The organism is Actinoplanes sp. NPDC051851 (assembly GCF_040681165.1).
Taxonomy (GTDB): Bacteria; Actinomycetota; Actinomycetes; order Mycobacteriales; family Micromonosporaceae; genus Actinoplanes.
Genome location: NZ_JBFAYF010000005.1, coordinates 212,145 through 233,516, shown reverse-complemented (window position 1 = coordinate 233,516; position 21,372 = coordinate 212,145). Strand labels below are relative to the sequence as shown.

The 21,372-nt window shown below is 72.9% G+C and carries 22 protein-coding genes; 8 read left to right on the top strand and 14 right to left on the bottom strand.

The genetic code is table 11. The annotated features are described in order from the left end of the window. Positions 1–5 precede the first annotated feature (5 nt). The 9 genes from AB0M08_RS07815 to AB0M08_RS07775 form a co-directional block, all read right to left on the bottom strand. Entirely contained in the window at positions 6–2,327 is a 2,322-nt protein-coding gene (locus AB0M08_RS07815) for a serine/threonine-protein kinase (protein ID WP_364490203.1), read from the bottom strand. Positions 2,328–2,334: 7 nt separating this feature from the next. After that, positions 2,335–3,510, bottom strand: a complete 1,176-nt coding sequence (locus AB0M08_RS07810; RefSeq protein ID WP_364490200.1) for an OmpA family protein — start codon at positions 3,508–3,510, stop codon at positions 2,335–2,337. Continuing rightward, positions 3,507–4,439 carry a hypothetical protein gene (locus tag AB0M08_RS07805; protein ID WP_364490197.1) on the bottom strand — a complete coding sequence of 311 codons (933 nt, stop codon included), beginning with the start codon at positions 4,437–4,439 and terminating at the stop codon, positions 3,507–3,509. The genes AB0M08_RS07810 and AB0M08_RS07805 overlap by 4 nt, the downstream gene beginning before the upstream one ends. Further along, a complete protein-coding gene (locus AB0M08_RS07800; protein ID WP_364490194.1) occupies positions 4,436–4,900 on the bottom strand; it encodes a hypothetical protein in 465 nt (154 codons plus the stop codon). The genes AB0M08_RS07805 and AB0M08_RS07800 overlap by 4 nt, the downstream gene beginning before the upstream one ends. Then, a complete protein-coding gene (locus AB0M08_RS07795) occupies positions 4,897–5,649 on the bottom strand; it encodes a hypothetical protein (RefSeq protein ID WP_364490191.1) in 753 nt (250 codons plus the stop codon). Before AB0M08_RS07795 ends, AB0M08_RS07800 begins: the two co-directional genes overlap by 4 nt. After that, positions 5,646–6,467 (bottom strand): hypothetical protein, encoded by an 822-nt coding sequence (locus AB0M08_RS07790; RefSeq protein ID WP_364490188.1) that lies wholly within the window; start codon positions 6,465–6,467, stop codon positions 5,646–5,648. Before AB0M08_RS07790 ends, AB0M08_RS07795 begins: the two co-directional genes overlap by 4 nt. Before the next feature lie 122 nt (positions 6,468–6,589). Beyond that, positions 6,590–7,072 (bottom strand): bacterioferritin, encoded by a 483-nt coding sequence (gene bfr / locus AB0M08_RS07785; RefSeq protein WP_364490185.1) that lies wholly within the window; start codon positions 7,070–7,072, stop codon positions 6,590–6,592. A 56-nt stretch (positions 7,073–7,128) separates the two neighbouring features. After that, on the bottom strand, positions 7,129–7,320 hold the full coding sequence (locus tag AB0M08_RS07780) for a (2Fe-2S)-binding protein (protein WP_364490182.1): 192 nt from the start codon (positions 7,318–7,320) through the stop codon (positions 7,129–7,131). Positions 7,321–7,370: 50 nt separating this feature from the next. After that, positions 7,371–7,949 (bottom strand): TetR/AcrR family transcriptional regulator, encoded by a 579-nt coding sequence (locus tag AB0M08_RS07775; RefSeq protein ID WP_364490180.1) that lies wholly within the window; start codon positions 7,947–7,949, stop codon positions 7,371–7,373. Between the two features lie 145 nt (positions 7,950–8,094). On the opposite strand from AB0M08_RS07775, the gene AB0M08_RS07770 reads away from it, so the two are divergent. Then, the gene (locus AB0M08_RS07770) at positions 8,095–8,835 is read left to right on the top strand and encodes an SDR family NAD(P)-dependent oxidoreductase (RefSeq protein WP_364490177.1); all 741 of its coding nucleotides are present in this window, start codon (positions 8,095–8,097) and stop codon (positions 8,833–8,835) included. A 221-nt stretch (positions 8,836–9,056) separates the two neighbouring features. On the opposite strand, the gene AB0M08_RS07765 is transcribed toward AB0M08_RS07770, so the two are convergent. After that, positions 9,057–10,478: an FAD-dependent oxidoreductase gene (locus AB0M08_RS07765; RefSeq protein ID WP_364490174.1), complete on the bottom strand. Its 1,422-nt coding sequence runs from the start codon at positions 10,476–10,478 to the stop codon at positions 9,057–9,059. A 79-nt stretch (positions 10,479–10,557) separates the two neighbouring features. Here AB0M08_RS07765 and AB0M08_RS07760 point away from each other — a divergent pair, with 79 nt between their 5' ends. Next, positions 10,558–11,256, top strand: a complete 699-nt coding sequence (locus AB0M08_RS07760) for a TetR/AcrR family transcriptional regulator (protein WP_364490172.1) — start codon at positions 10,558–10,560, stop codon at positions 11,254–11,256. Between the two features lie 17 nt (positions 11,257–11,273). Here the strand turns inward: AB0M08_RS07760 and AB0M08_RS07755 are convergent, their stop codons facing one another. Genes AB0M08_RS07755 through AB0M08_RS07745 form a run of 3 tightly spaced genes read right to left on the bottom strand, consistent with a single transcriptional unit; the run spans position 11,274 to position 15,970 of the window. Beyond that, entirely contained in the window at positions 11,274–13,178 is a 1,905-nt protein-coding gene (locus AB0M08_RS07755; RefSeq protein ID WP_364490169.1) for an acyl-CoA dehydrogenase family protein, read from the bottom strand. Positions 13,179–13,228: 50 nt separating this feature from the next. Beyond that, complete coding sequence (locus AB0M08_RS07750) at positions 13,229–14,407, bottom strand: YbhN family protein (RefSeq protein WP_364490167.1); 1,179 nt, start codon at positions 14,405–14,407, stop codon at positions 13,229–13,231. Positions 14,408–14,434: 27 nt separating this feature from the next. Then, positions 14,435–15,970, bottom strand: coding sequence for an MFS transporter (locus AB0M08_RS07745; protein WP_364490164.1), 1,536 nt, complete (start codon positions 15,968–15,970; stop codon positions 14,435–14,437). 112 nt (positions 15,971–16,082) lie between these two features. Here AB0M08_RS07745 and AB0M08_RS07740 point away from each other — a divergent pair, with 112 nt between their 5' ends. The 3 genes from AB0M08_RS07740 to AB0M08_RS07730 all read left to right on the top strand — a co-directional run bounded on the left by AB0M08_RS07740 (position 16,083) and on the right by AB0M08_RS07730 (position 18,406). Next, entirely contained in the window at positions 16,083–16,655 is a 573-nt protein-coding gene (locus AB0M08_RS07740; protein ID WP_364490161.1) for a TetR family transcriptional regulator, read from the top strand. 162 nt (positions 16,656–16,817) lie between these two features. Continuing rightward, positions 16,818–17,357: a helix-hairpin-helix domain-containing protein gene (locus tag AB0M08_RS07735; RefSeq protein ID WP_364490158.1), complete on the top strand. Its 540-nt coding sequence runs from the start codon at positions 16,818–16,820 to the stop codon at positions 17,355–17,357. Then, positions 17,354–18,406, top strand: coding sequence for an OmpA family protein (locus tag AB0M08_RS07730; RefSeq protein WP_364490155.1), 1,053 nt, complete (start codon positions 17,354–17,356; stop codon positions 18,404–18,406). Before AB0M08_RS07735 ends, AB0M08_RS07730 begins: the two co-directional genes overlap by 4 nt. 173 nt (positions 18,407–18,579) lie before the next feature. Here AB0M08_RS07730 and AB0M08_RS07725 read toward each other — a convergent pair whose 3' ends face one another. Next, positions 18,580–18,783 carry a hypothetical protein gene (locus AB0M08_RS07725; protein ID WP_364490152.1) on the bottom strand — a complete coding sequence of 68 codons (204 nt, stop codon included), beginning with the start codon at positions 18,781–18,783 and terminating at the stop codon, positions 18,580–18,582. A gap of 207 nt (positions 18,784–18,990) precedes the next feature. Here AB0M08_RS07725 and AB0M08_RS07720 point away from each other — a divergent pair, with 207 nt between their 5' ends. From AB0M08_RS07720 to AB0M08_RS07710, 3 genes are all read left to right on the top strand, one after another. After that, a complete protein-coding gene (locus tag AB0M08_RS07720) occupies positions 18,991–19,467 on the top strand; it encodes a GNAT family N-acetyltransferase (RefSeq protein WP_364490149.1) in 477 nt (158 codons plus the stop codon). A 1-nt stretch (position 19,468) separates the two neighbouring features. Next, on the top strand, positions 19,469–20,290 hold the full coding sequence (locus AB0M08_RS07715) for an alpha/beta hydrolase (RefSeq protein WP_364490147.1): 822 nt from the start codon (positions 19,469–19,471) through the stop codon (positions 20,288–20,290). A 69-nt stretch (positions 20,291–20,359) separates the two neighbouring features. After that, positions 20,360–21,370 (top strand): hypothetical protein, encoded by a 1,011-nt coding sequence (locus AB0M08_RS07710; protein WP_364490144.1) that lies wholly within the window; start codon positions 20,360–20,362, stop codon positions 21,368–21,370. Positions 21,371–21,372 lie beyond the last annotated feature (2 nt).

Here is a 21,372-nt window from a genome sequence, read left to right as displayed (position 1 = left end):
CGGTTTCAGGCGCCGGTGCCGTCCAGGAGTTCGCGGGCGCCGCGGTCGGCCTCGGCCTCCTCGCGCTCGCTCTCCACCCGCCAGCGCAGGTAGCGCGGCACCGCCCAGACCACGATCGCCACGCCGCAGACCACCGGCGGCAGCACCGGCCGGTAGACGGTCAGCCCGAGCGCCACCAGCACCACGGCCACCGCGCCGAGCGCCATCCCCCGCCCGGCGACCGACCGGGCGGCCCGGCCCAGCGCGATGAAGGCGGTACCCAGCGTCGAGTAGCGCGGATGGAACCGCCCGCCGATCTCCCACGCGAGCGCCGTCTCGACGGTGAGCGCCGCCAGGCTCGCGAAGGCGGTCGCCGCCCACGCGTCGACCACGGCGGTGTCCGACGCCGTACCGAGGATGTCGCTCAGGCAGATCAGCAGCGCGCACACCGCGTCCGTCAGGAAGACCCCGGCCACCGCCCAGGAGAGCGCGACCGGCCGGTTCTGCCGCCGCGACCATTCCCGGAACCGCCGGTTGCGGCTCAGCCAGGCGCGCCGGCGGGCGGCCGCCCGCTCCACCTCGGCGCGCTCCTCGGCGTGGTCCCGGAGCGCGTACGCCGGCCACATCCCGCCGGGCCGTTCCACCAGACGGGTGAACCAGTCCAGCCGCAGCCGCCGGGCCAGCACCCGCAGCTCCCGGTGCACCGCGGCGCGCTCCGCGTCACCCGCCGACACCGCCCACAGGCTCAATGTCCGCGATCGATCGGCCGCGCGACGCCGCCCGTCCGGGTCCGCGCCCTCCAGCGCCGCCCGCGCCCCCGGATCACCGACGGCCTCCACCGCCTCCGCCCAGCGCGCCCGCTCCCGCCGCCAGTCCGCGTCCGCCCGGTCCAGGCCGTCGCCGCCGTCCAGGCCCTCCGCGCCGGGGCCGGTCGCCAGCAGCGGCAGCAGGCGGTACCGCCACAGTTCGCGCACCACCGCGGGCAGGTTCCCCTCACCGCGGACCGCGCCCCGGGCGAGCTGGTCCAGCCGGGGCCGGGCGATGTTGATCCCCCGGTAGACCGGGGGCAGCGACGGGGCCATCGACCGCAGCAGCCGCAGCAGCCGTACGTCCGGCGGCTCGTCCGGGTCGCCGAGCTCCGCCGCGGTGCCGGGGAACTGCCGCAGCCACGCGCGCAGCCGGTCCAGCGGCTCCGGGTCCGGCCCGAAGAGCAGCCGCGCGGCGTGCTCCCAGCCCGCCGTCATGGCGATCGCGAGCAGCACCCGGTTGCGGTACTCCACGTCCGCGAACAGGTACGGCTCGGCCACCTCGGCCTCCGCCGCGCCGGGCGCGGACACCCGGGACTCGGCCACCTCCGGCGACTCGCCGGCCAGCCACCGGTCCACCTCGCCGGCTCCCCAGCGCTCGTCCGGGTCCCGGACCAGCAGTCCCTGGCAGAGCAGCCGGAGCCGCGGGTCGACCACGGTCTCCGCGCCCATCGTGCGGGTGCCGACGAACGTACGCACCTCGGCGTCGTCCATCAGCTCCAGGAACGGCCGGCCGGTGGCGAGCTCCAGCACGCTGATGCCGAGCGACCACCAGTCGTACGCCGGGTGGAGGAGCCCGCCGGAGATGAACTCGGGCGGCATGTACCGGACCGTGCCCGAGCCGTCGGTGACCGTCGTCTCGAACGGCAGATACCGCGCGATGCCGAAGTCGATCACCGCCACCTCGAGCGGCGCGAGCCGCCGGACCAGGATGTTGGCCGGCTTGACGTCCCGGTGCACGATGCTCTGCTCGTGCACCTCGCCGAGACCCGCCGCGACCTGCCCGACGATGGCGGCGAGCGTCTCCGCGGCCAGCCCGCCCGGATGCTCCCGGCGCAGCTCCAGCAGGCTGCCGCCGGCCAGGTGCTCCTGGACCTCGTAACCGCGCCGGCCCGCCGGCCCGTCCACCGTCCCGGTCTCGTGCACCGTGACGGTGTGCCGGCTCCGCTTGTTCGCCAGGAAGGTGCGCACCTCGCGGTCCGGCCCCGCCTCCCGGTACATCTTCAGGACCCGCTCGGCGCCGCTGGCCCGCTCCTCGACCAGGTGGACCTCCGCCTCGGCGCCGCTGCCCAGCCGGCGCAGCACGGCGAACCGCGCGTCCAGCTCGGCGGGCAGCCCCTCCGGGAGGACCGGTCCACCGCCCGCCGGCCGGGTACGCCCCGGATCGAGCCGGGTGACGTCAGCACCGGCGTCGCCCGGTCGGCGGGTCCGCCCGGGGTCGAGCGTGGTGGCGGGTTCGTCGGCGCCGGTCTCCCCCGGCCCGCGGCGCGTCCGCCCCGGGTCGAGCGTGGTGGCGGGCGCGTCGCCGGCCGGGTGTGTCATCGCCGGATCAGTCCCCGCAGGCGAGGGTGACCACGACCGACCGGTTGCGGCTCGCCGCGCCCGGGATCAGCGTGCCGTCCTTCGTGGTGTCCCGGACCCGGTTCGGGCCGTGCTCCCCGGCGCCCTTCGCGGTGATCCGCGACGACTCCACCCCGAGATCGGTGAGTGACGTCTTGACCGCCGCGGCCCGCCGTTCGGAGAGGTCCTGGTTCGACTCCTCGCTCCCCTCGCTGGACGTGGTCCCGGTCAGGGTGACCCGCTGGGTGTGCCCCTTCATCCGGTCGGCCAGCTTCTTCAGCGTGGCCGCGGCACCGTCCGGGTCGCGGTAGTCGGCGGTGTTCGAGGTGAAGCCGACCGGGCTGCTGTCGGAGAGCACCGTGGTGCCGCAGTCCGAGAAGGCCGGCGGTTTCGGCAGCGCCACCACGCTGACCGGTACCGCGGTGGTGATCGCGGTACGGCCCGGCGCCGAGGTGAGCGCGTCGACGCAGGCCGCGTCGGCCCGGTCGGCCACCGTGGTCCACAGGTCGGTGACCTGCTTGTGGTAATTCTCCGGGAGGACCTCCTGCGGATCGGCGGTGTCGCCGAGACCGGCCAGCACCACCGAGCGGCCGGTCAGGTCCGGCACCAGCTTCTCGGTGCCGAGGAAGTCGGCCACCTCCGTCGGCTTCACGGTGAACATCTCGGTGTTCGTGAAGGTCAGCGGCCCGGTGGTCGGGATGCCGGAGTCCAGCAGGACGATCGTGCCGCCCTCCGGGGTGCCGTGCGCGGCCAGGGTGAGCGCGCCGAGCACGTCCGCCTGCGGCTGCTTGGGCTGCAACCGTCCGACGAACCCGGTGATCTGGTCCAGGAAGCCGGTCAGCTCCCGGCCCCGGATCGCGTCGTTCTTCCCGGTGCTCTTGAACGTCGCGTTCAGCGCCACGGTCGGCACCCCGTCCACCCGGATCACCTGGATCGGCGCCGACTTCTTCGCGGCCTCCCGGACCAGGGCCCTGACCTGGTCCGGGAGCTTCGGTACGGGGCTGTTCGCCCGGGCGCCGACGACCAGGGTCACCGCCGTGCCGGACTGTGCCGGGCAGGCCATGTTCACCGGTTCGGCGGCGAACGGGTCGCTCTCGGAGCAACCGGCGAGCGCGGTCGCGGCCAGCGCGGACGTCGCCACCAGGCAACGGATCCGGTACTTCACGGTGTCTCCTCGGGATCGTCGGGTCGGTGACCGCGCGGCGGGGTCGGTGGCAGCGGCGCGGCCGGGGGGATCAGGGGGATGCGCAGGGTCGGGTCGGCCAGCCCACGGTCGGTGGGCAGCGGCGGGTGCGCCGGGTCCACCGGGAAGCCCTGGGCGTAGAAGACCGGGGGACGGCGTCCCGCGGCCGCCCGGCTGCGGGAGAGCCTCAGCTGGGCCTCGGAGTGCAGCATCCGCGCGGCCGCGTCGAACTGACCGTCCAGCTGGCGGATGGCGTCCTCGCGACGGCGCCGCGCCTGGGCGATGGCGTCCAGCACCGCCTTCGCCCGGGCGTACCGGGAACGGGTGTCGGCGTACTCACGGGCGGTCTTGGAGCGGCGCTCGGCGGCCCGGTTGAACTGGACGGCCGCCGGGTCCTGCCGGAAGTACGCGGCCAGGGCGGCCACCAGCCCGGTCGCGAGGTAGAGCACCAGGAAGAGCAGGGCGGGCAGGTAGTGCTCGGCGGTACCGGTGCCGGCGCCGAGATCGGTGACGAGGCCGTCCTCGGTGGTGAACTGCGAGGCGCCGGAGCCGGTCGAGTCCTCCAGGACGATGCGTACCAGAAAGGCGACGGCACCGAGGAGCGCCCAGCCGCCGGCGGCGATGACGGCGATGGTCCGGGAGCCGGCGACGGTGCGCGGGTCCAGCGCCTGGCGCGCCTGGAGCCCGGCGTGGTGGGCGAGCGCCAGCGCGACCGCCGCGAAGCCCACCACCGAGACGATGACCAGCTCGTCCGGCACGTTCAGCACCAGGACCAGCACCTGGTAGAAGGTGACGATGTCGACGCCCGCCGCGGCGGCCAGGACCAGCCAGGAGAACGCCTTCGTCCAGGGCCGGCCGGCGATCTGGGACGGGTCGCCGTAGATGATGCGGGCGCCTCGCGGTGTCGTCATGGCCGGGGCTCCCCAGGCTCGTCGGTGTCGCGCGGGTCGTAGATCGGGGTCTCCGGATCGCTGAGCCGGTCGAGCGCGTGCGAGACGGCGCCGGTCATCGCCCGCAGGTCCTGGTACCGGTCGTCGCGGAGGGTGGCCGCCCGGTCCACGTAGGGCTGCACCTCGGCCTCGAGCTTGTCGTACCGGTTGAGGAACTCGTCGTGCCGGACGTGCATGTCCGCCTTGAGCCGGGCGATCGACGAGGTGATGTACTCCTCGACGCTCCGGCTGATCGCCGCGTCCCCCTCGTCCGGCACCCAGTCGCCGATCAGCTGGACCAGCCCCTCCCGGATCCGTTTCAGGTCGGCGTCGACCTCGTACTCGACCGGCTCCGCGGAGAGCCGGCCCAGCTCGTGCAGGGCCCGGACCAGCGCGGCGGGTGGGCGGTCCCGGCGCCACGGCCGGAGCGATGGGAACCTCATGGCACGACCTCCTCGGCGGACGACAGGGTGACGACGCCGTCCCGGCAGGTCCCGTCGACCCAGGCGGGTGTCGTCAGGGAGACCGGCGGCAGGGCCGACGAGAGGTTGCGCCCGTCGGGGTGGGTCTGCACGACCGCGTCCCAGTAGGACGCGATCCGCAGCACGTAGTAGTCGGCGAGCCGCCGGGCCCGGGCCTGCGCCAGCGCGAACTCGTGGTCGATCCGGGCGAGCGCCGCGGTGATCGCCTCCCGGCGCCCGTCCGCCGCCGACCGCCGCCGGGTCAGCTCCTCCTCGGCCGTCGCGATCCGCTGCCGCCGCATCGACTCCCGGCGCCCGGCCAGCTCCGGGGTGCCGGCCAGCGGCAGCTCCTGCGGGTTGCGCGGCAGCAGCTCGCTCTCGGTCACCTCGGCCCTGGCCTCGCTCAGCGCCTCCCGGCCGCGTTCGATCAGCTCCAGATCGGTGGTGAGGGCGGCGCGCAGCCGCGCCACCTGGTCGCGCAGGTCCGACGTCCGCAGGAGGAAGTCCTGGTACAGCTCGCTCAGCCGGTAGGTCCCGGTGTGCCCGAGCTCCTCCTGGTACGGCGTGCTCAGCCGGGCCTCCGCCTCGGCGAGATCGGCCACCGTGGTCAGCGAGGGGATGCGCCGGCGCCCGTCCCGCCGCCCGTGCCGCGCGTCGGCCCGCCGGTCCGCGGGCCCGTACGCGATCGGCCCGGTACCGTCCTCCGGCTCCGGTCTCCGCCGCCGTCTCATGCCGTACCCCCCTCGTGCGGCGCGTACCGGGCACGCGCGTCCGTCAGCCAGCCGAGCAGCTCCGCCTCGTGTGTCACCGCGATCTCCCGCAACCGCGCCGTGTGCCGGGCCAGCTCCCGCCGGGTGGCCTCACCGGGCACGCCGTCCCGCGGCACCGGCACCTCGATCGCCGCCACCGTCTCCAGGGCCGCGATCAGGCGGCCCTTCCCGGCCTCCTCGGCGGCGCGGCGGCGGAGCACGTCCCCGGCCCGGAGCGCCGCGGCGATCCGCTCCCGGCTCGTCCCCGGGCCGCCGTTCCCGCCGTCGGCAGGCACGGTGACTCCCCCCGGGGCGGCCATCGTGAGCAGCAGACCGGCCTGCCGGATGCGGGCCTCCGCGGCCGCGATCACCCGGTCGCAGATCCCGGCCAGCTCCGCCGCGTCCGCGGGCAGCGGCACCGGTCCGGTCGCCGGCCGCCGGGCGGCCGCGGGCTCCGGGCCGCCTCGCCGCCGCGCCACCCGCCGGAGCTCGTCCAGCGCCGCGCCGATCAGGTGACCGACCGGCCGGCCGGTGCCCGCGTACGGCCGGATCTCCCCCTCCACCCGCATCGCCAGCCGGTGCTGCCCGGCGAGCCCGCGCACCACCCGGACCAGGTCGTCGTCGAGCGCCACCGGCCCGCTCTCGGCGAGCTCGGCCATCGCCGCCAGCGCCTCCGCGACGATCTGCCCGCGCAGCCGGCGCCCGCGCCGTGCCGCCAGCACCGACCCGCCCGCCATCGGGATCGCGGCGACCCCGATCAGCGCGGCAGCCGTCTCCGGCATCCCCCACGGCCAGTCCATCGCGGCGTCATCCCCTGCTCCTCGTCCGACGCCCCTCTACTGACGGACAGCTCCCGCACGGGCACGAAAAAAGCCGTCCCCGCCCCCTGAAGAAAAGGGACGGGAACGGCCGAAGAACCCGATCAGCTGACCTCGGGGTGTTCCGTGACGTTCTGCAGGTAGAGAGCCTCGCCGAGCTTCTCGATGAGGCCGAGTTGCGTTTCCAGGTAGTCGACGTGCCCCTCTTCGTCGGCGAGGATGTCCTCGAAGATGCGCGCCGAGGTGACCTCACCGATCGAACGCATGTATTCGATGCCACGCCGGAGCCGGTCGACCGCCTCCAATTCGATTTTCATGTCGCACTCGAACTGTTCCTTGACCGACTCGCCGATCCGCAGCGCGAACAGTTTCTGGTAGTTAGGCAAGCCTTCCAGAAATAGGATGCGGTCGGTCAGGATCTCGGCGTGGCGCATCTCGTCGATGGACTCGTGCTTGGTGTGTTTCGCCAGCTCGGTGTAGCCCCAGTTCTCCTGCATCTTGCCGTGCAGGAAGTACTGGTTGATCGCGGTCAGTTCCGCGGTGAGCTGTTCGTTGAGGAACTCGATGACGCGGGCGTCGCCTTGCATGCCAAATACCCCCATATTATGGCTAACTGGGGGTAAGCATAATTGCCCGGAAGGGCTTATGCAGCGAATGGCATCCGCGTGTCGGGTCCTTCCTCGTCCTCGATCAGCTCACAGATACGGTCAAGGCAGGATCCGCATCCGGTTCCGGCGCCGCACGCGTCGCCGACTTCCTCCTCGGTACGCGCACCATCGCGAATCACCGCGCGAACTTCGCGTTCGCGGACGTAATTACAGATACACACGTACATCGGACAAAAACCCCGTTGCTTATGGTTAGCCTTGCCTTCGTTAGGGTGCCCTAAAATGCCGGTTCGCGCAAACCCTGAACGGGCAGATCGACGAGAATTCGCAGGTCATCCGGGGTGATCACTTCCTGAAGGAACACCACCCGGTACACCACGTAGCCGATCCACGACTGTGCGGTGAGAACGACCGGGAATTCCGGCGGCAGCGGGGCCCGCCCCAGGATCGCGACCAGGCCGTCGAGCCACGGCGCCAGGATGTCCCGCAGGTCGGCCCGCCCGGCCTCACCGCGTGAGCTCATCGCGCCGGCCACCACGCTGGCGTCGCCGTACCGGGTGAGCGTGCCGAGCAGGGCGGCCAGGTGCGCCCGCGCGTCGCCGACGGCGTCTCCGGTCCCCGGCACCGCGACCGGCGCGAGGCTCTCCCGCACCGCGTCGGTGATCACCGCGGCCTTATTCGGCCACCAGCGGTAGAGGGTCATCTTGGCCACACCGGACCGCTCGGCGATCCGGTCCATGGTGACCCGGTGGTAGCCGATCTCGTTGAGCAGCTCCTCGGCGGCGGCCAGCACGGCCCGGTGCGCCTCCGGATCACGCTTGCGCCCGGCTCCCGAGCGCGCTCCCCCTGCGGCCATTGACGATCAAACCCCTTTCCGGGTACGCCGTGACGTCGTGCAGGTCACAGGCGCTTGAATTCAATACTAGACGTATCGTTTAGCTATCAAGGGGTCGCCGCCCAACCGACGACGAACCTGTGGCTCCCGTGACAAGGACAGAACAATGGCACAGCTGACTGGCAAGATCGCGCTCGTGACCGGTGGGGCGAGCGGCATCGGGAGGCAGACCGCACTGCGGTTCGCCGCCGAGGGTGCGAAGGTCGTCGTCGCCGACGTACAGGACGGCCCCGGCGCCGAGGTGGTCACCGAGATCGAGAAGAACGGCGGCGAGGCCCTCTACCTGCACCTGGACGTCACCTCCGAGGAGGCCTGGGCGGCCGCGGTGGCGACCGTCACCGAGAAGTACGGCGTCCTCGACGTGCTGGTCAACAACGCCGGGCTCGGCCAGGCGGACACCCTGGAGACGACGTCGCTCGCGCTCTACGAGAAGGTCGTGGCGGTCACCCAGACCAGCGTCTTCCTCGGCACCAAGGCCTTCGCCCCGCTGCTCAAGCTCTCCACAGCGGCGTCGGTGGTGAACACCAGCTCGATCTTCGGGGCGTCCGGGGGCTTCGGCACCTCGCCGGCGTACCACGCGGCCAAGGGCGCGGTCCGCACCCTGACCAAGAACATCGCGATCGAGTGGGCCCCGCTGAACATCCGGGTCAACAGCGTGCACCCGGGCTTCATCGAGACCGCCATGATGGGCGACACCGACAAGGAGCCGTACATCGCCACCACGCCGCTCGGCCGCGTCGGCCAGCCCCACGAGGTCGCCGCCGCGATCACGTTCCTGGCGAGCGACGACGCCTCCTTCATCACCGGCGCCGAGCTCTTCGTCGACGGCGGCTACATCGCCCGCTGACCCGCCCCGACGACCGTTCCGCCCGCCCGTGTGCGCAGCCCGCACAAGCGGGCGGGCGCGCACAAGCGGGCGGGCGCGCACAAGCGGGCGGGCGCGCACAAGCGGGCGGGCGCGCACAAGCGAACGGCGCGCACGGGCTGCCGGTATACGCGGCTCACTCCCACGGAAACGGGCTGCTTCCCCGCACGGGAAGCAGCCCTGGGGGACAACCGGGAGCAGGGTCAGGAGTCGAAGGAGAAGCCGAGCATGTTGGCGGCCTTCAGGATGACGCCGTCACGGCCGCCGTTCCGGTCCGACGCGGCGATCGCCCTGCGGATGATCTGCACCGCCGGGTACAGGATCGGCTCCGGGGGGATCGGCAGCGGGCGCCGCCGGGCCATCCGGAGCCGGGTCCGCGGGGTGTCCGCACCGGCCAGCAGGTCGAGCATCACCGTGCCGGCGAACCGGGTCGCCGCCACCCCGAGGCCGGTGAAGCCACTGCTGTAGGCGACCTTCCCGCCCATCGCGGTGCCCTGGAACGCGGCCAGCTGGGTGGACATGTCGATCATGCCGCCCCAGGCGTGGCTGAACCGGACGTCGCCGAGCTGGGGGAACGTACGCAAGAAGTGGTCTGCAAGGCGGTTGAAGGTTTCCGGCCGCTGGTCCTGATCCGGGCGGATCCTGCCGCCCCGATGGTAGACCGCGTCGTAGCCGCCCCAGAGGATCCGGTCGTCGGCGGTCTTGCGGTAGTAGTGGAACTGGCGCGAGGTGTCGGAGATGCCGAATCGCCCCTGCCAGCCGATCTCCTCGAGCTGTGCCGGCGTCAGCGGCTCGGTCATCAGCACGTAGTCGTAGACCGGGATCGTGAGGAACCGGTTGCGCTTGAGCAGCGACGGGAAGCCGTTCGTGGCCAGCACGACCTGCCGGGCCCGGATCACGCCGTTGTCGGTGATCGCCCGGACGCTGCCGCCCTGGTCGGTGATGCCGGTGACCGGGGTGTGCTCGTGGATCCGTACGCCGAGACGCAGGCAGGCCGCCTTCAGGCCCCAGGCCAGCTTCGCCGGGTGCACGAGGGCGTTGCCGTCCCGGGTGAAGAGCCCGGCGCGGTAGAGCGGCGAGCGCACCAGCGTGGCCAGCCGCTCCCGGTCGTAGAACTCGCCCTCGCCCTCCCCGCCGCGCATCCACTCCTCCTGGTGCGGCTCGGTCGCCACCAGCAGGCTGCCGTCCTCCTCGAACTCGGCCTCGATGCCGTGCCGCAGCAGTGACTCCCGAAAGCCCTCGAAGTTCTCCTCGGCGAGTCTCTCCAGTACGCCGAGGTCCTCGGCGAAGTACCGGCGGCCGTTCTCCGGCCCGTGGGTGAGGCTCGCCTCGACGAACCCGCCGTTGCGCCCGCTCGCCGCCCAGCCGATCTCCGCGCTCTCCACCAGCACGACGTCGCGCTCGGGCCGTGCCTCCTTGGCCTGCAGCGCGGTCCAGAGCCCGCAGTATCCGCCGCCGATGACGAGCAGATCAGTATCGGTCGAGCCGGTGAACCAGGGCTGGGGGGCGGGACGGCCGGGATCCTCGAGCCAGAACGGCGCCCGGACAGCCTCGGAGAGCGCTGCCCGGATGCGGCGCTCGCCGGTCCGGATGTCGAGATCGTAGGCGGCCTTATCCGCAGGCATGAGGTTCCTCCCTGGTCAGAGCCTTAGGAAACCGCCGCGCTACTCTTATGTCAATGCGTTGACATAAGGGGTGACGACGATGGCGACATCCCGGTCCGGTTCCACCCGGGTCCGGCGCAGGCCCACCCGCGCCGGCGTGGTGCTCGACCCGGGCCTGATCATCGATACCGCACTGCGGCTGATCGAGGCGCCCGGCGGCAACGCGCTGACCGTCCGGCGGCTCGGCGTGGAGCTGGGCGCCGATCCCACCGCAATATACCGATATTTCCGTAACCTGGACGCGCTGCTGCTCGCCATCGCCGACCGCCTCGTGGTGGAGAGCCTGGACGGCTACCAGCCCGGCCCGGACTGGGAGCCCGCCCTGCGCGAACTGGCCGGACGGCTGCACGCGTCGATGCTGCGCCACCCCCGGCTGGCGATGCTCCGGGCGGTCCGCTTCACCGCCGGGCCGTACGAGCTGAAGGCCGCCGACCTCGGCATCGGCCTGCTGATGAGCGCCGGTTTCAGCGCCGCCGAGGCGGTCCGGCACTACCGCGACGTGATCGAGACCGTGCTCTCGCTCGCCGTCATCGACGCCAGCGAGCTCACCCCGGAGCAGCAGCGCTCCGAGGACGAGGCCCTGACCAGCGCGTATGCCTCCCTCTCCGAGACCGAGTTCCCCCACCTGGCGGCCGCCCGCGAGCACCTGCCGGAGCTGGCCGACTCCGCGGTCCCCACGGTCCTCGACCGCCTGATCGACTCACTGGCGAGGGAGGCCGGCGAGAGACGCAAGACCTGAAGAGATCAAAACCGGTCTTACGGTACGGGTGGAATACGGCGCCGCACGTCGTCGGCCGCGGACGGGCCCGGAGTCCACGGTGCGACCCAGGCGGCGCCGCCGTCCGGGTGGATCACGCCCTCCTCCAGGAACGCGTACCGGCCGTCGAGGACGCGCTCCGCAGCCGTGACACCGAGCGCGTCGGTGTTCTGCCAGAGCTGGTCGAAAAGGGACTCGGCGCGCAGCCGGGCCTGGCGGCAGAACAGGTCGGCGAGCTCCACGCCCTCGGGCCGGGTGGTCCGCTCGGCGTGCGCGCGGACGCAGACCGCGGAGATCGCGAACAGCTCGGCGCCGATGTCCACGATGCGGCCGAGGAAGCCCTGCTTACGCTCCAGGCGGCCCTGCCAGCGGGACATCGCGTAGAACGTGGAGCGGGCGAGCCGCCGGGATGCGCGTTCGGCGTACCGCAAATGCCGCGAAAGCGGTCCGAACTGCCCGAACTCCAGGGGGTTCTGTCCCCGTCCGACCGTGAGCGTCGGCAGCCAGCGCGCGTAGAACCGGCCGGCTCGCGCCCCGGCGCGGGCCTTGCGGCCGAGGTCGGCCTCGGGGTCGATGATGTCACCGGCGACCGAGAGGTGCGCGTCGACGGCCTCCCGGGCGATCAGCAGATGCATGATCTCGGTGGAGCCCTCGAAGATCCGGTTGATCCGCAGGTCCCGCAGGATCTGTTCAGTCTCGGTCGCCCGTTCGCCGCGAGCGGCCAGCGACGCGGCCGTCTCGTAGCCGCGCCCGCCGCGGATCTGGATCAGCTCGTCGGCGACCCGCCAGGCCATCTCGCTGGCGAAGAGCTTGACCAGCGCGGCCTCGATCCGGATGTCGTTGCGCGCGTCGTCGGCGATCATGCAGCAGAGGTCGAGCATGGACTCCATCGCGTACGTGGTCGCCGCGATGAACGCGATCTTGCTCGCCACCGCCTCGTGCGTGCCGACCGGGCGCCCCCACTGCACCCGCTCGGCCGACCACTCGCGGGCGATGGCGAGCGAGCGCTTCCCCGCACCGACGCACATCGCGGGCAGCGAGAGCCGTCCGGTGTTCAACGTGGTCAGCGCGATGCGCAGGCCCCTGCCGAGCCCACCGATCACGTTGCCCTCGGGGACGAACACGTCGTGGAACCGGGTCACGCTGTTCTCCAGCCCGCGCAGCCCGAGGAACGCGTTGCGCCGCTCGACGGTGATGCCCGGCGAGTCGCCCTCGACCACGAACGCGGTGATCCCCCTCTCCGGGACCCGCGCCATCACCACCAGCAGCGTCGCGACCGTGCCGTTGGTCGCCCAGAGCTTCACCCCGTTGAGCCGGAAGCCGCCCTCCACCGGCTCGGCCGTGGTGCCCAGCCGCGCCGGATCCGATCCCACGTCCGGCTCGGTGAGCAGGAAGGCCGACACCTCCCCACCCGCCAGACGAGGCAGGAACTCCTGCTTCTGTACGGTGGACCCGAAGGTCTTCAACGGCTGCGGGACGCCGATCGACTGATGCGCCGAGAGCAGGGCCGCGGTCGACGCGCTGACCGAGCCGAGCAGTGTCAGCGCCTTGCAGTAGTGCAGGTTGGAGAGCCCGAGGCCGCCGTACTCCCTGTCGATCTTCATCCCGAACGCGCCGAGCGCGGCGAGCCCCTGGAAGACCTCGTCGGGGATCCGGGCGTCCCGCTCGATCGCCGCGCCGTCGATCCCGTCGCGGGCGTAATCGGTGAGCCGCGCGAGGAACGCGTCCGCCTCGGGGCTGGGCGCCGGCCGCGGCCAGGGGTCGATCAGGTCGAGCCGGAGCCGCCCGAGGAACAGCTCCTTGCCGAAGCTGGGTTGGTGCCACTCGGACTCCCGGGCCGCCTCGGCCACCCTGCGTGCCTGTGCTTCGGAGACCTCCGGCTGATTTCCGCGTGTCGTGGTCATGGGCGTAGCCCCTCTGACGCCGTTGTCGCTGCGGACAGGTGAGCCCGACGCTACGCCCCTGCGTTACCGAGAGGTAGCCCCGCGTGCCCGGCCGCCCCGCCATCCGCCCCGCCATCCGCCCCGCCACCCGGCCCACCGCCGCGGCGCAGGTGGAGCCAGGCCGCCAGGCCCGCCGGCAGCATCAGCCAGAACGAGATCAGCCGGTAGCCGAGCACCACCGCGGTCGCCCCCGCCTCCGGCACGCCCGCCGCGACCAGCCCGGCCAGCAGGGCCGCCTCGACCAGCCCGACGCCGCCCGGAGTGATCGGAATCTGCCGGGCCACCTGCACCGCGAGATAGACCGTGGCCAGGTGGTGCGCATCGATCCGTAGGTCACACGCCTGCGCCACGGCGGTCAGGCACGCGAGGTCGAACAGCCAGTTGGCGAGGGCGGACAACATCGCCCGCGTCAGGTGATCGGCTCCCACCGCCCGCAGCTGCCGCCCGACCCGCCGCGCCCGGCCGGCGACCCCCACCCCCGGTGGTTCCGCGCCGTCTCCCGCTTCCCGCTCGCCTCTTCCCGTACGACCGTTTCGGGTACGCCCCTCTCCCGAGCGCCCGTTCCTCGCACGCCCGGTCGCGGCGCCCGCGGTGACGAGCGCCGCCGCCGCGAGGGCGAGCAGGGCCCAGCGCCACGCCGCCGGGATGCTGAAGATCGCGTAGAGCGTGACCAGCCCGGCGATCGAGACCACACCGGAGAGCAGGACCGTCGCCGTCGCCGCGGTCGTCCCCGCGCCCCGGCGCCGGTACCGCTGGAGTGCGTAGGCCGCCGACGCCGCCGAACCGGCCGGCAGCACCATGCTCATCGCCGACCGGCTCAGCGTGATCGCGACCATCTCCCCCGCCGGGATCCGCACCCCGAACGCGGCGAGCAGCACGCTCTGCTGCCGGGCGAAGGCGGCCTGCGCCAGGAACTGGGCCAGCAGCGCGGCCGCCACCCAGCGCGGGTCCGCCTGCCGGACCACGGCGAACACGCTCGCCGGGTCGGGCAGGCGACCGCGCAGGAGGACCACCACCACGGCGAGCGCCCCGACGGCGACGCCGACGCGCAGCCAGCGCCGAACCGTACCAGAAACCGATTTTTCGTCTTTTATCGATTTTTGGTCTGCAGGCTCCGGCCCCGCCTGCTCCGGCCCCGCCTGCTCCGGCCCCGCCTGCTCCGGCTCTGCGTGCTCCGCCGTGGCGGTCATCCCGCTCCCCCGTGCCGCGACGCGGTCTCAGCCCCGCGGCTTGTCGGCCGCGTGCTGCAGGTGCGGCGCGTGCGTCCCGTTCCCCGCGTGCGGTTCCGCCGCGTGGCCCGGGTGCGGCAGGTGGATCTCCGCCGGCTCCGGCGGCAGGTCCTCGACGCCGTCGGCGATCGCCTGCTCATGGCGTCGATGCGCGGACGGGAGGAGGAGCGCGGCGATCACCGCGAGGACGGCCACCCCGGCGCACGCTCCGAAACCATAGGTGAACGCATCGTCGGTCGGCAGCCCCTGTGCCGTGGTGTTCGACGTGATCACCGCGGCGACCACGGCGGTGCCGATGCTGCTGCCGATGGTCCGCGCGATGGTGTTCACACTGGTCGCCTCGCCGGTCTGGGTCACCGGTACGGCCTCGATGATCGCGTTGGACATCGCCGCGAAGGCGAACCCGATGCCCGAGCCGGTGAGCAGGCCGGAGGCGAGGATCTGCCAGATCTCCCCGTGCGCGACGGTCGGCAGCGCGAACGCGGCCACCACCAGCACGGCGCCGAGGAACATCGGCAGCTTCGGGCCGAACCGGCGGGACAGGATGCCGGCGACCGGGCCGGTGAAGACCATCATGATCACGGTCGGCAGCAGGAAGAGGCCGGACTGGGAGACCGACTTGCCGAAGCCGTACCCGGTCAGCGCGGGCAGCTGGAGCAGCGTCGGGACCAGCAGGAACGTGCCGAACATGGCGAAGCCGAGGATCAGCGCGACCAGGTCGGTGGCCCAGACCGCGCGGATCCGCATCAGCCGCATGTCGATCAGCGGCTCGGCGACCCGGAGCTCGACCAGCACGAAGACCACCATCGCAACCGCGCCGAGCACCAGCAGGCCGATCGTGCTGCCCGCGCCCCAGCCCCAGGACTGGCCCCTGCTGACCGCCAGCAGGAGTGCGACCAGGGAGATCGAGAGCAGCGCGGTGCCGGCCAGGTCGAGGCGGCCCGGGGTGCGTACCGGGGACTCCGGCATCCCGAAGATCGCGCCGAGCAGGGCGATCGCCACCAGGGCCAGCGGCAGCCAGAAGAGCCAGTGCCAGGAGAGGTGCTCGACGATCGGGCCGGCCGCCACGATGCCGACGCCCGCGCCGATCCCGAAGATCGCGGAGAGCAGGCCGATCACCACGCCGACCCGCTCGCGGGGCAGCTCGTCGCGGACGATGCCGATCGACAGCGGCAGGATCGCGCCACCGGCGCCCTGGAAGACCCGGGCGGCGATCAGCAGGGCGAGGTTGGGGGCGAGCGCGGCGCCGAGCGTGCCGGCGGCGAGCAGGACCAGCACCCCGATCAGCACCCGGCGCTTGCCGGCCATGTCGCCGAGCCGTCCCAGGATCGGGGTGAGCACCGACGCCGACAGCAGGTACGCCGTGATCACCCAGCTCCCGTCGCTGCTGGAGACCTCGAGGTCCCGGGCGATCGTGGAGAGCGCCGGCGCGACCAGCGACTGGAGCACCGCGAAGGCCAGGCCGCCCAGTGACAGGTAGAGCACCAGCAGGTTGGCGTGGACGCGTGGCCGATTGTCCGTCATGGATTCCCCAGTGCTAGATGTAATTCCTGGATTACTTCGCTCAGTATGAAGCTTCCCACGATCAAGTCAACCGGGGATTACGTCACACCAGCGCCCACTACCCTGTGACGGCATGACTCCACGACGCCGTGACGCCGCCGCCACCAGGGGCCTGCTGCTCGAAGCCGCACGCCGCCGTTTCGCCGTCGACGGGTACGCGAACACCTACATTCGCGACATCGCCTCCGACGCCGGGGTCAACGTGGCGCTGATCAGCCGCTACTACGGCTCCAAGGAGGGCCTGTTCCGGGCCTGCCTGGCCGGCACCGCCGACGACCTGGAACAGGCCGTCCGGGACGACCCGACGCTCGACGACATCTCCCGGCTGATCACCCGCCAGCTCACCGACACGCAGAACCGGCACTACCCGAGCCGTCTGCTGATGCTGCTGCGCACCTCCGGCGACGAACGGATCGACGAGCTCCGCCTCGGCATCCTGCGCTCGTTCGCCGAGAAGATCGCCGCCGCCGCCGGCCGCTCCCCCGGCGACGAGTCCGCCGTCCTGGACGCCCAGTTCGTCCTCGCCACCGCACTCGGACTCGCCATTCTGACCGCCGCCGGACTCGATCCGCTCGTTTCCGCGAATGACGGCCAAATCGACGATCGACTGCGCCGGGTAATCAATTCCTTGCTTCCCGGTAACTGATTAACCTAATTTTGGATGACGCGAGAGGCCATATAGGATGGCCCGGTACTTCGCGGCGTCCCGGACGCGGGAAACCGTCACCGCACACCCTTTCGCATGCAGGCAGCACTGTGCGGTTCCCCGACACTTCACGCGTCCGCGCGCCCGTTTCCGGAGGTCATCGTGGCCTGGTTCATCGGCCAGTCACTCGTTATCGTCCTGCTTTCGTTCGCACTCGGTGTGATCGTCGGCCGTCTTTCCGTACGCCGTTCGAAGCCCGTTCTGGAAACTGTCACCGAGACCCCTTCCGCGGAGACCCCGGCAAAGCCCGACGAGTTGGAGAGAATCGAGGGGATCGGCCCGAAAATGGCCTCGGCGCTCCGTTCCGCCGGAATTCATACCTTCGCCCAGCTCGCCGAATCCACCGACGACGCCAAGCGCGCCGCGATCCGTGCCGCGGGACTCAGCTTCGCGCCCAGCCTGGTCACCTGGAGCCGCCAGGCCCAACTGCTCGCCGACGGCGAGGAGGCCGCCTTCCTAGAGCTGACCGAACGCCTGATCGCCGGCCGCGACACGTCCACCCCCACGCCGTCCCCCGCGGTCCCGCCCACCACGAAGCCCACCAAGCCGTCGCCCACCGCACCGCCGTCCACTGAAGCCGCCGCGCCGGCCACTGAAGCCGCCGCGCCGGCCGCCGCCCGGGACGCCGAGGTCGCCCGATGATCGCCGTCGCTCCCCGGGTCACCGCCGCGCCGCGGACCCCCGCCGAGAAGCGCCGCCGCTGGATCGTCGCGCTGATCGCCGTGCTCGGCCTGGCCGCCGTCCTCGCCGCCCAGCTGGTCCCGGTCCGGCACCGCGTCGAGGCCGACCTGACCCAGCGCTCCGCCGAGGCCCTGACCGCCGCCGCCCAGCCGGTCTCCCGCCTCTCCTTCCGCGGCCGGGACGCCCTGGTCGTCACCGCCTCGGACGCCGACGCCGCCCGGGCCCGCGAGGTCGTCGGCGCCGTCGACGGGGTCCGCGTGGTGCGTACCCGGGTCGTCGCCGTGGCCCCGGTGCTCTCCCCGCCCACCGTGCTGGTCTCCGCCACCGCCGGCACCGCCGCCCTCACCGGATCGGTACCGACCACGGCGATCCGGTCCGCCCTGCACGACGCCGTGACCACGGTCTTCGGCCCCGACTCGGTCGACGACCGGATCACCGTCGCGGACACGGTCGCCGGCGACCCGGCCCTCACCGCCCTCCCGGCGCTGCTGCGGGCCGTTCCGCGCGAGGCCACCGGTCTCTCGGTACGCCTCGCCGGGGGCGCCGTGACCCTGACCGGCGTCGCTCCCGCCGAGACCGCCCGCACCACCCTGGCCCGCGCCGTCCGCACCAGCGGCCTCACCGTCGACGACCGGGTCACCGTCGCCGCGCTGCAGCCGCAGATCGACGAGATCCCGGCGCTCACCTTCCGCACCGGCAGCGCCACCCTCACCGGCGAGTCCCGGGCGGCGCTGCGCCGGGTCGCCGCGCTCCTGGAGGCGAACCCGAGCGCCGCCATCCGCATCGCCGGGCACACCGACTCCAGCGGCTCCCGGGCCACCAACCTGTACATGAGCCGGGCCCGCGCCGACGCGGTCCGTACGGCCCTGCGCGACCAGGACGTCGCCGCGGACCGGCTGACCGTGGTCGGTTACGGCGAGGCCCACCCGGTGGCCCCGAACGACACCCCGGCCCACCGGGCCATGAACCGCCGGGTGGAGCTGACCGTCACGTCCACCACACCCCGATGACCCGGCACCCCACCCCCGCAGAGCGGCTGGTGCGCAGGGGCACCCCTGCGCACCAGCCAGAACCGCGCTACGGCCGGGACCACTCGCGGTGATCGCGGCCGTTCCGGGCGGCCGCGAACGGTCAGCGGCGGGCCGTCAGCGGCGGACGGTCAGGGGCGGCCGGCGGGTTTCGGTCAGCGGCGGGCGGCGGCCAGGGAGAGGCTGGCGAGGCTCACGCAGATGGTCAGCCACGCGATCGGGAGCAGGGAGTACACCACCGTGCCGGCGGTTCCCTCCACCGTTCTGCTCAGGAGCAGCGACCCGGCGCCGATGAAGACGAGCGCGGCCACCCCCGCCACCCGCAGGTGCGGGCGACCGGCGTACTTCGGGTGCGGCATGTCTGCTCCTGACCTGCGATCGACGTGAGCAGGAATGCTCTCCTATCCCCCGAACCCGAACAACCGCCGCCGAGCCCGAAAGTCCGCCCGACCGGCCACCGCCCCGGATCCCCCGAGCCGGATCCGGACGATGCCGCCCTGGTGCCCTCGGAGCGATCCGGACGATGCGGCCCTGCTGCCCTCGGACCGGATCCGGACAATGTCCGGGTGACGAGTGACCACATCCGGATCATCGGCGACCGGAGCGCCGCAGCCGTCCTGGCCGCGGCCGGCATCTGGGCCCGGGCCACGGCCGTCCGCGACGACCTCGCCGGGCCGGCGGACCCCGCGGCGAAGCTGCCCGGCATCCAGCGCCGCCTGGCCGAGGGCGGCACGCTGCACCTGGCGCTCCGGGAGGAGACCACGGTCGGCTTCACCGTGCTGGTGGGAGACCCGGCCGGGCGGCTCGAACTGGTCTACCTCGCGGTCGACCCGCCCGCGTGGAGCACCGGCGTCAGCGCGGCCCTGCTGACCCACGTCGACGACCACGCCCGAGCCGCCGGGTGCACCGGCCTCGACCTCTGGGTGATCGCGGACAACCACCGCGCCGTCCGCGTCTACGAGCGCTCCGGCTGGCTGCCGACCGAGGACGTCAAGGTCTCCGGGGGACGCCGGGAGCGCCGCCTGACCAGGGAGCTCTCCTGAGATGCCGTTCTACGCGTCGCACGACGGGCTGCGCCTGCACTACGACGAGGCCGGCGACGGCACCCCGCTGCTCGTGCTGCCCGGAGGGCCCGGCACCGACGTACGGTATGTGCGGGACCTCGGAGGTCTGGCCGCCACGCGCCGGCTGATCCGCGCCGATGCTCGCGCCGCCGGGCGATCCGAGGTGCCCGCCGATCCCGCGACGGTCTCCTTCGTGGAGCAGGCGCGCGACGTCGGGGCCCTCCGCCGTCACCTGGGCCTGGAGACGGTCGACCTGCTCGCGCACTCCGCCGGGACGCTGACCGCGCAGGAGTACGCCGCCCGCGAGCCGCACCGCGTACGCCGGATGGTCCTGGTGACCCCGGTCGGCCGGGCCCGCCGCGAACCCGACCCCGCCGAGCTCGCCGCCCTCCGCGCCGCCCGCCGTCACGAGCCCTGGTACGCCGCGGCCACCACCGGCACCGACGGTCCACTCGCGCAGGCCCGGATGCAGCCGTTCTCCTGGCACACCTGGTCGCGGGAGCGCCGCGCCGAGTACGTACCCGGCCACGCCTCGGCGCTCCCGTGGCTGCGCGACGCGTTCTACGCCGGTTCCGCCACCGCCGCGACCGAGCCGGCCCGCCTCGCCCGGCTGGCCGCGGTCCCGATCCCGGTCCTGGTGATCGCGGGCGCCTCGGACGGCCTGATCGGCACCGCTCCGGCCCGCCTGGTGGCGGCCACCTACCCGTGCGCCCGCCTGGAGATCATGACCGAATCCGGCCACCGCCCCTGGACCGAGCAGCCGTCCCTCTTCCACGCCCTGGTGACCGATTTCCTCACGTGACCCGGCGATCGCGCCTCGCCCTCCCGAATTAAGATCATCTTCCGAATCACGATCGTCTATGGTGTCGCGGTGGAGAATCGCTTCCGGGTACGCACGGATCCCGGCGCCGCATACCCGGAGACGGCCGCCCTGCGCACGGCCCTGAAGAGCGGCGACTGGCCCACGGCCCGCACCCTCCTCGACGGCGCCGCGCCCGCCGCCCGCACCACGCTGATGATCACCGCCCAGAACACCGCACGGGCCGACCGCGTGCTGGACGGCGTACTCGCCGCCGACCCGTCCGACCCCACCGCCGCCGCCATGCTCGGCTTCCACCGGATCGGGACCGCCTGGCGGATCCGTACCAGTGCACAGGCCCGGCAGGTGAGCCGCCGCCGGTTCCGTCGCTTCCACGCCGAGCTGCACCGCGCGGAGGAGGTCCTGGCCACCGGCCTCGGCCACACACCGGACGACCCGGCGATACTCACCGCGACGCTGACCACGGCCCGGGGCCTCCAGATGGGCCTGCCGGTGGCCCGCGGCCGCTACGAACGCCTCGCGGCCGTCGACCCGAACCATCTCCCCGCCCAGAGCACCATGCTGCAGCAGCTCTGCCCCAAGTGGGGCGGCCGGTGGGATCTGGTGCACGCGTTCAGCCGCGAGGCGATGGCCGGCGCGCCGCCCGGATCCCCGAACGCCGTCCTGGTCGCCGACGCCTACCTGGAGCAGTACCCGGAGGGCGGCCGCAACTTCATGAGTTCACCGTACGTCCGGGACGCCGTCACCGAGGCGGCCCACGCCTCCGTCCTGCACCCGGACTTCCGCCGCGAACCCGGATGGGTCCAGGTGATGAACACCTTCGCCATGGCGTTCTCGCTCGCCGGGGACCGCGAGTCGGCCGCCGCCATGTTCACCGCGCTGGGGCCGTACGCCACCCTCCGCCCGTGGAGCTACGAGGGCGACAGCGTCGCGGTCTTCCGTCGGTCCCGCGCCCTGGCGTTCGGCTGGTCCGGCCCCTCGGTGGCCGACTGGCTGCTGGCCGGCCTGGGCACCGTCGCCCGGCGGGACGTCCTCGCCCTCTTCACCTCCGCCTGGCGCTGACG

Bases quoted from the DNA above. Each gene is read 5' to 3' on its own strand.
- AB0M08_RS07815 (WP_364490203.1), bottom strand. From the start codon at position 2,327: ATGACACACCCGGCCGGCGACGCGCCCGCCACCACGCTCGACCCGGGG.
- AB0M08_RS07805 (WP_364490197.1), bottom strand. From the start codon at position 4,439: ATGACGACACCGCGAGGCGCCCGCATCATCTACGGCGACCCGTCCCAG.
- AB0M08_RS07800 (WP_364490194.1), bottom strand. From the start codon at position 4,900: ATGAGGTTCCCATCGCTCCGGCCGTGGCGCCGGGACCGCCCACCCGCC.
- AB0M08_RS07795 (WP_364490191.1), bottom strand. From the start codon at position 5,649: ATGAGACGGCGGCGGAGACCGGAGCCGGAGGACGGTACCGGGCCGATC.
- AB0M08_RS07790 (WP_364490188.1), bottom strand. From the start codon at position 6,467: ATGGACTGGCCGTGGGGGATGCCGGAGACGGCTGCCGCGCTGATCGGG.
- bfr (WP_364490185.1), bottom strand. From the start codon at position 7,072: ATGCAAGGCGACGCCCGCGTCATCGAGTTCCTCAACGAACAGCTCACC.
- AB0M08_RS07780 (WP_364490182.1), bottom strand. From the start codon at position 7,320: ATGTACGTGTGTATCTGTAATTACGTCCGCGAACGCGAAGTTCGCGCG.
- AB0M08_RS07775 (WP_364490180.1), bottom strand. From the start codon at position 7,949: ATGGCCGCAGGGGGAGCGCGCTCGGGAGCCGGGCGCAAGCGTGATCCG.
- AB0M08_RS07770 (WP_364490177.1), top strand. From the start codon at position 8,095: ATGGCACAGCTGACTGGCAAGATCGCGCTCGTGACCGGTGGGGCGAGC.
- AB0M08_RS07765 (WP_364490174.1), bottom strand. From the start codon at position 10,478: ATGCCTGCGGATAAGGCCGCCTACGATCTCGACATCCGGACCGGCGAG.
- AB0M08_RS07760 (WP_364490172.1), top strand. From the start codon at position 10,558: ATGGCGACATCCCGGTCCGGTTCCACCCGGGTCCGGCGCAGGCCCACC.
- AB0M08_RS07755 (WP_364490169.1), bottom strand. From the start codon at position 13,178: ATGACCACGACACGCGGAAATCAGCCGGAGGTCTCCGAAGCACAGGCA.
- AB0M08_RS07750 (WP_364490167.1), bottom strand. From the start codon at position 14,407: ATGACCGCCACGGCGGAGCACGCAGAGCCGGAGCAGGCGGGGCCGGAG.
- AB0M08_RS07745 (WP_364490164.1), bottom strand. From the start codon at position 15,970: ATGACGGACAATCGGCCACGCGTCCACGCCAACCTGCTGGTGCTCTAC.
- AB0M08_RS07740 (WP_364490161.1), top strand. From the start codon at position 16,083: ATGACTCCACGACGCCGTGACGCCGCCGCCACCAGGGGCCTGCTGCTC.
- AB0M08_RS07730 (WP_364490155.1), top strand. From the start codon at position 17,354: ATGATCGCCGTCGCTCCCCGGGTCACCGCCGCGCCGCGGACCCCCGCC.
- AB0M08_RS07725 (WP_364490152.1), bottom strand. From the start codon at position 18,783: ATGCCGCACCCGAAGTACGCCGGTCGCCCGCACCTGCGGGTGGCGGGG.
- AB0M08_RS07715 (WP_364490147.1), top strand. From the start codon at position 19,469: ATGCCGTTCTACGCGTCGCACGACGGGCTGCGCCTGCACTACGACGAG.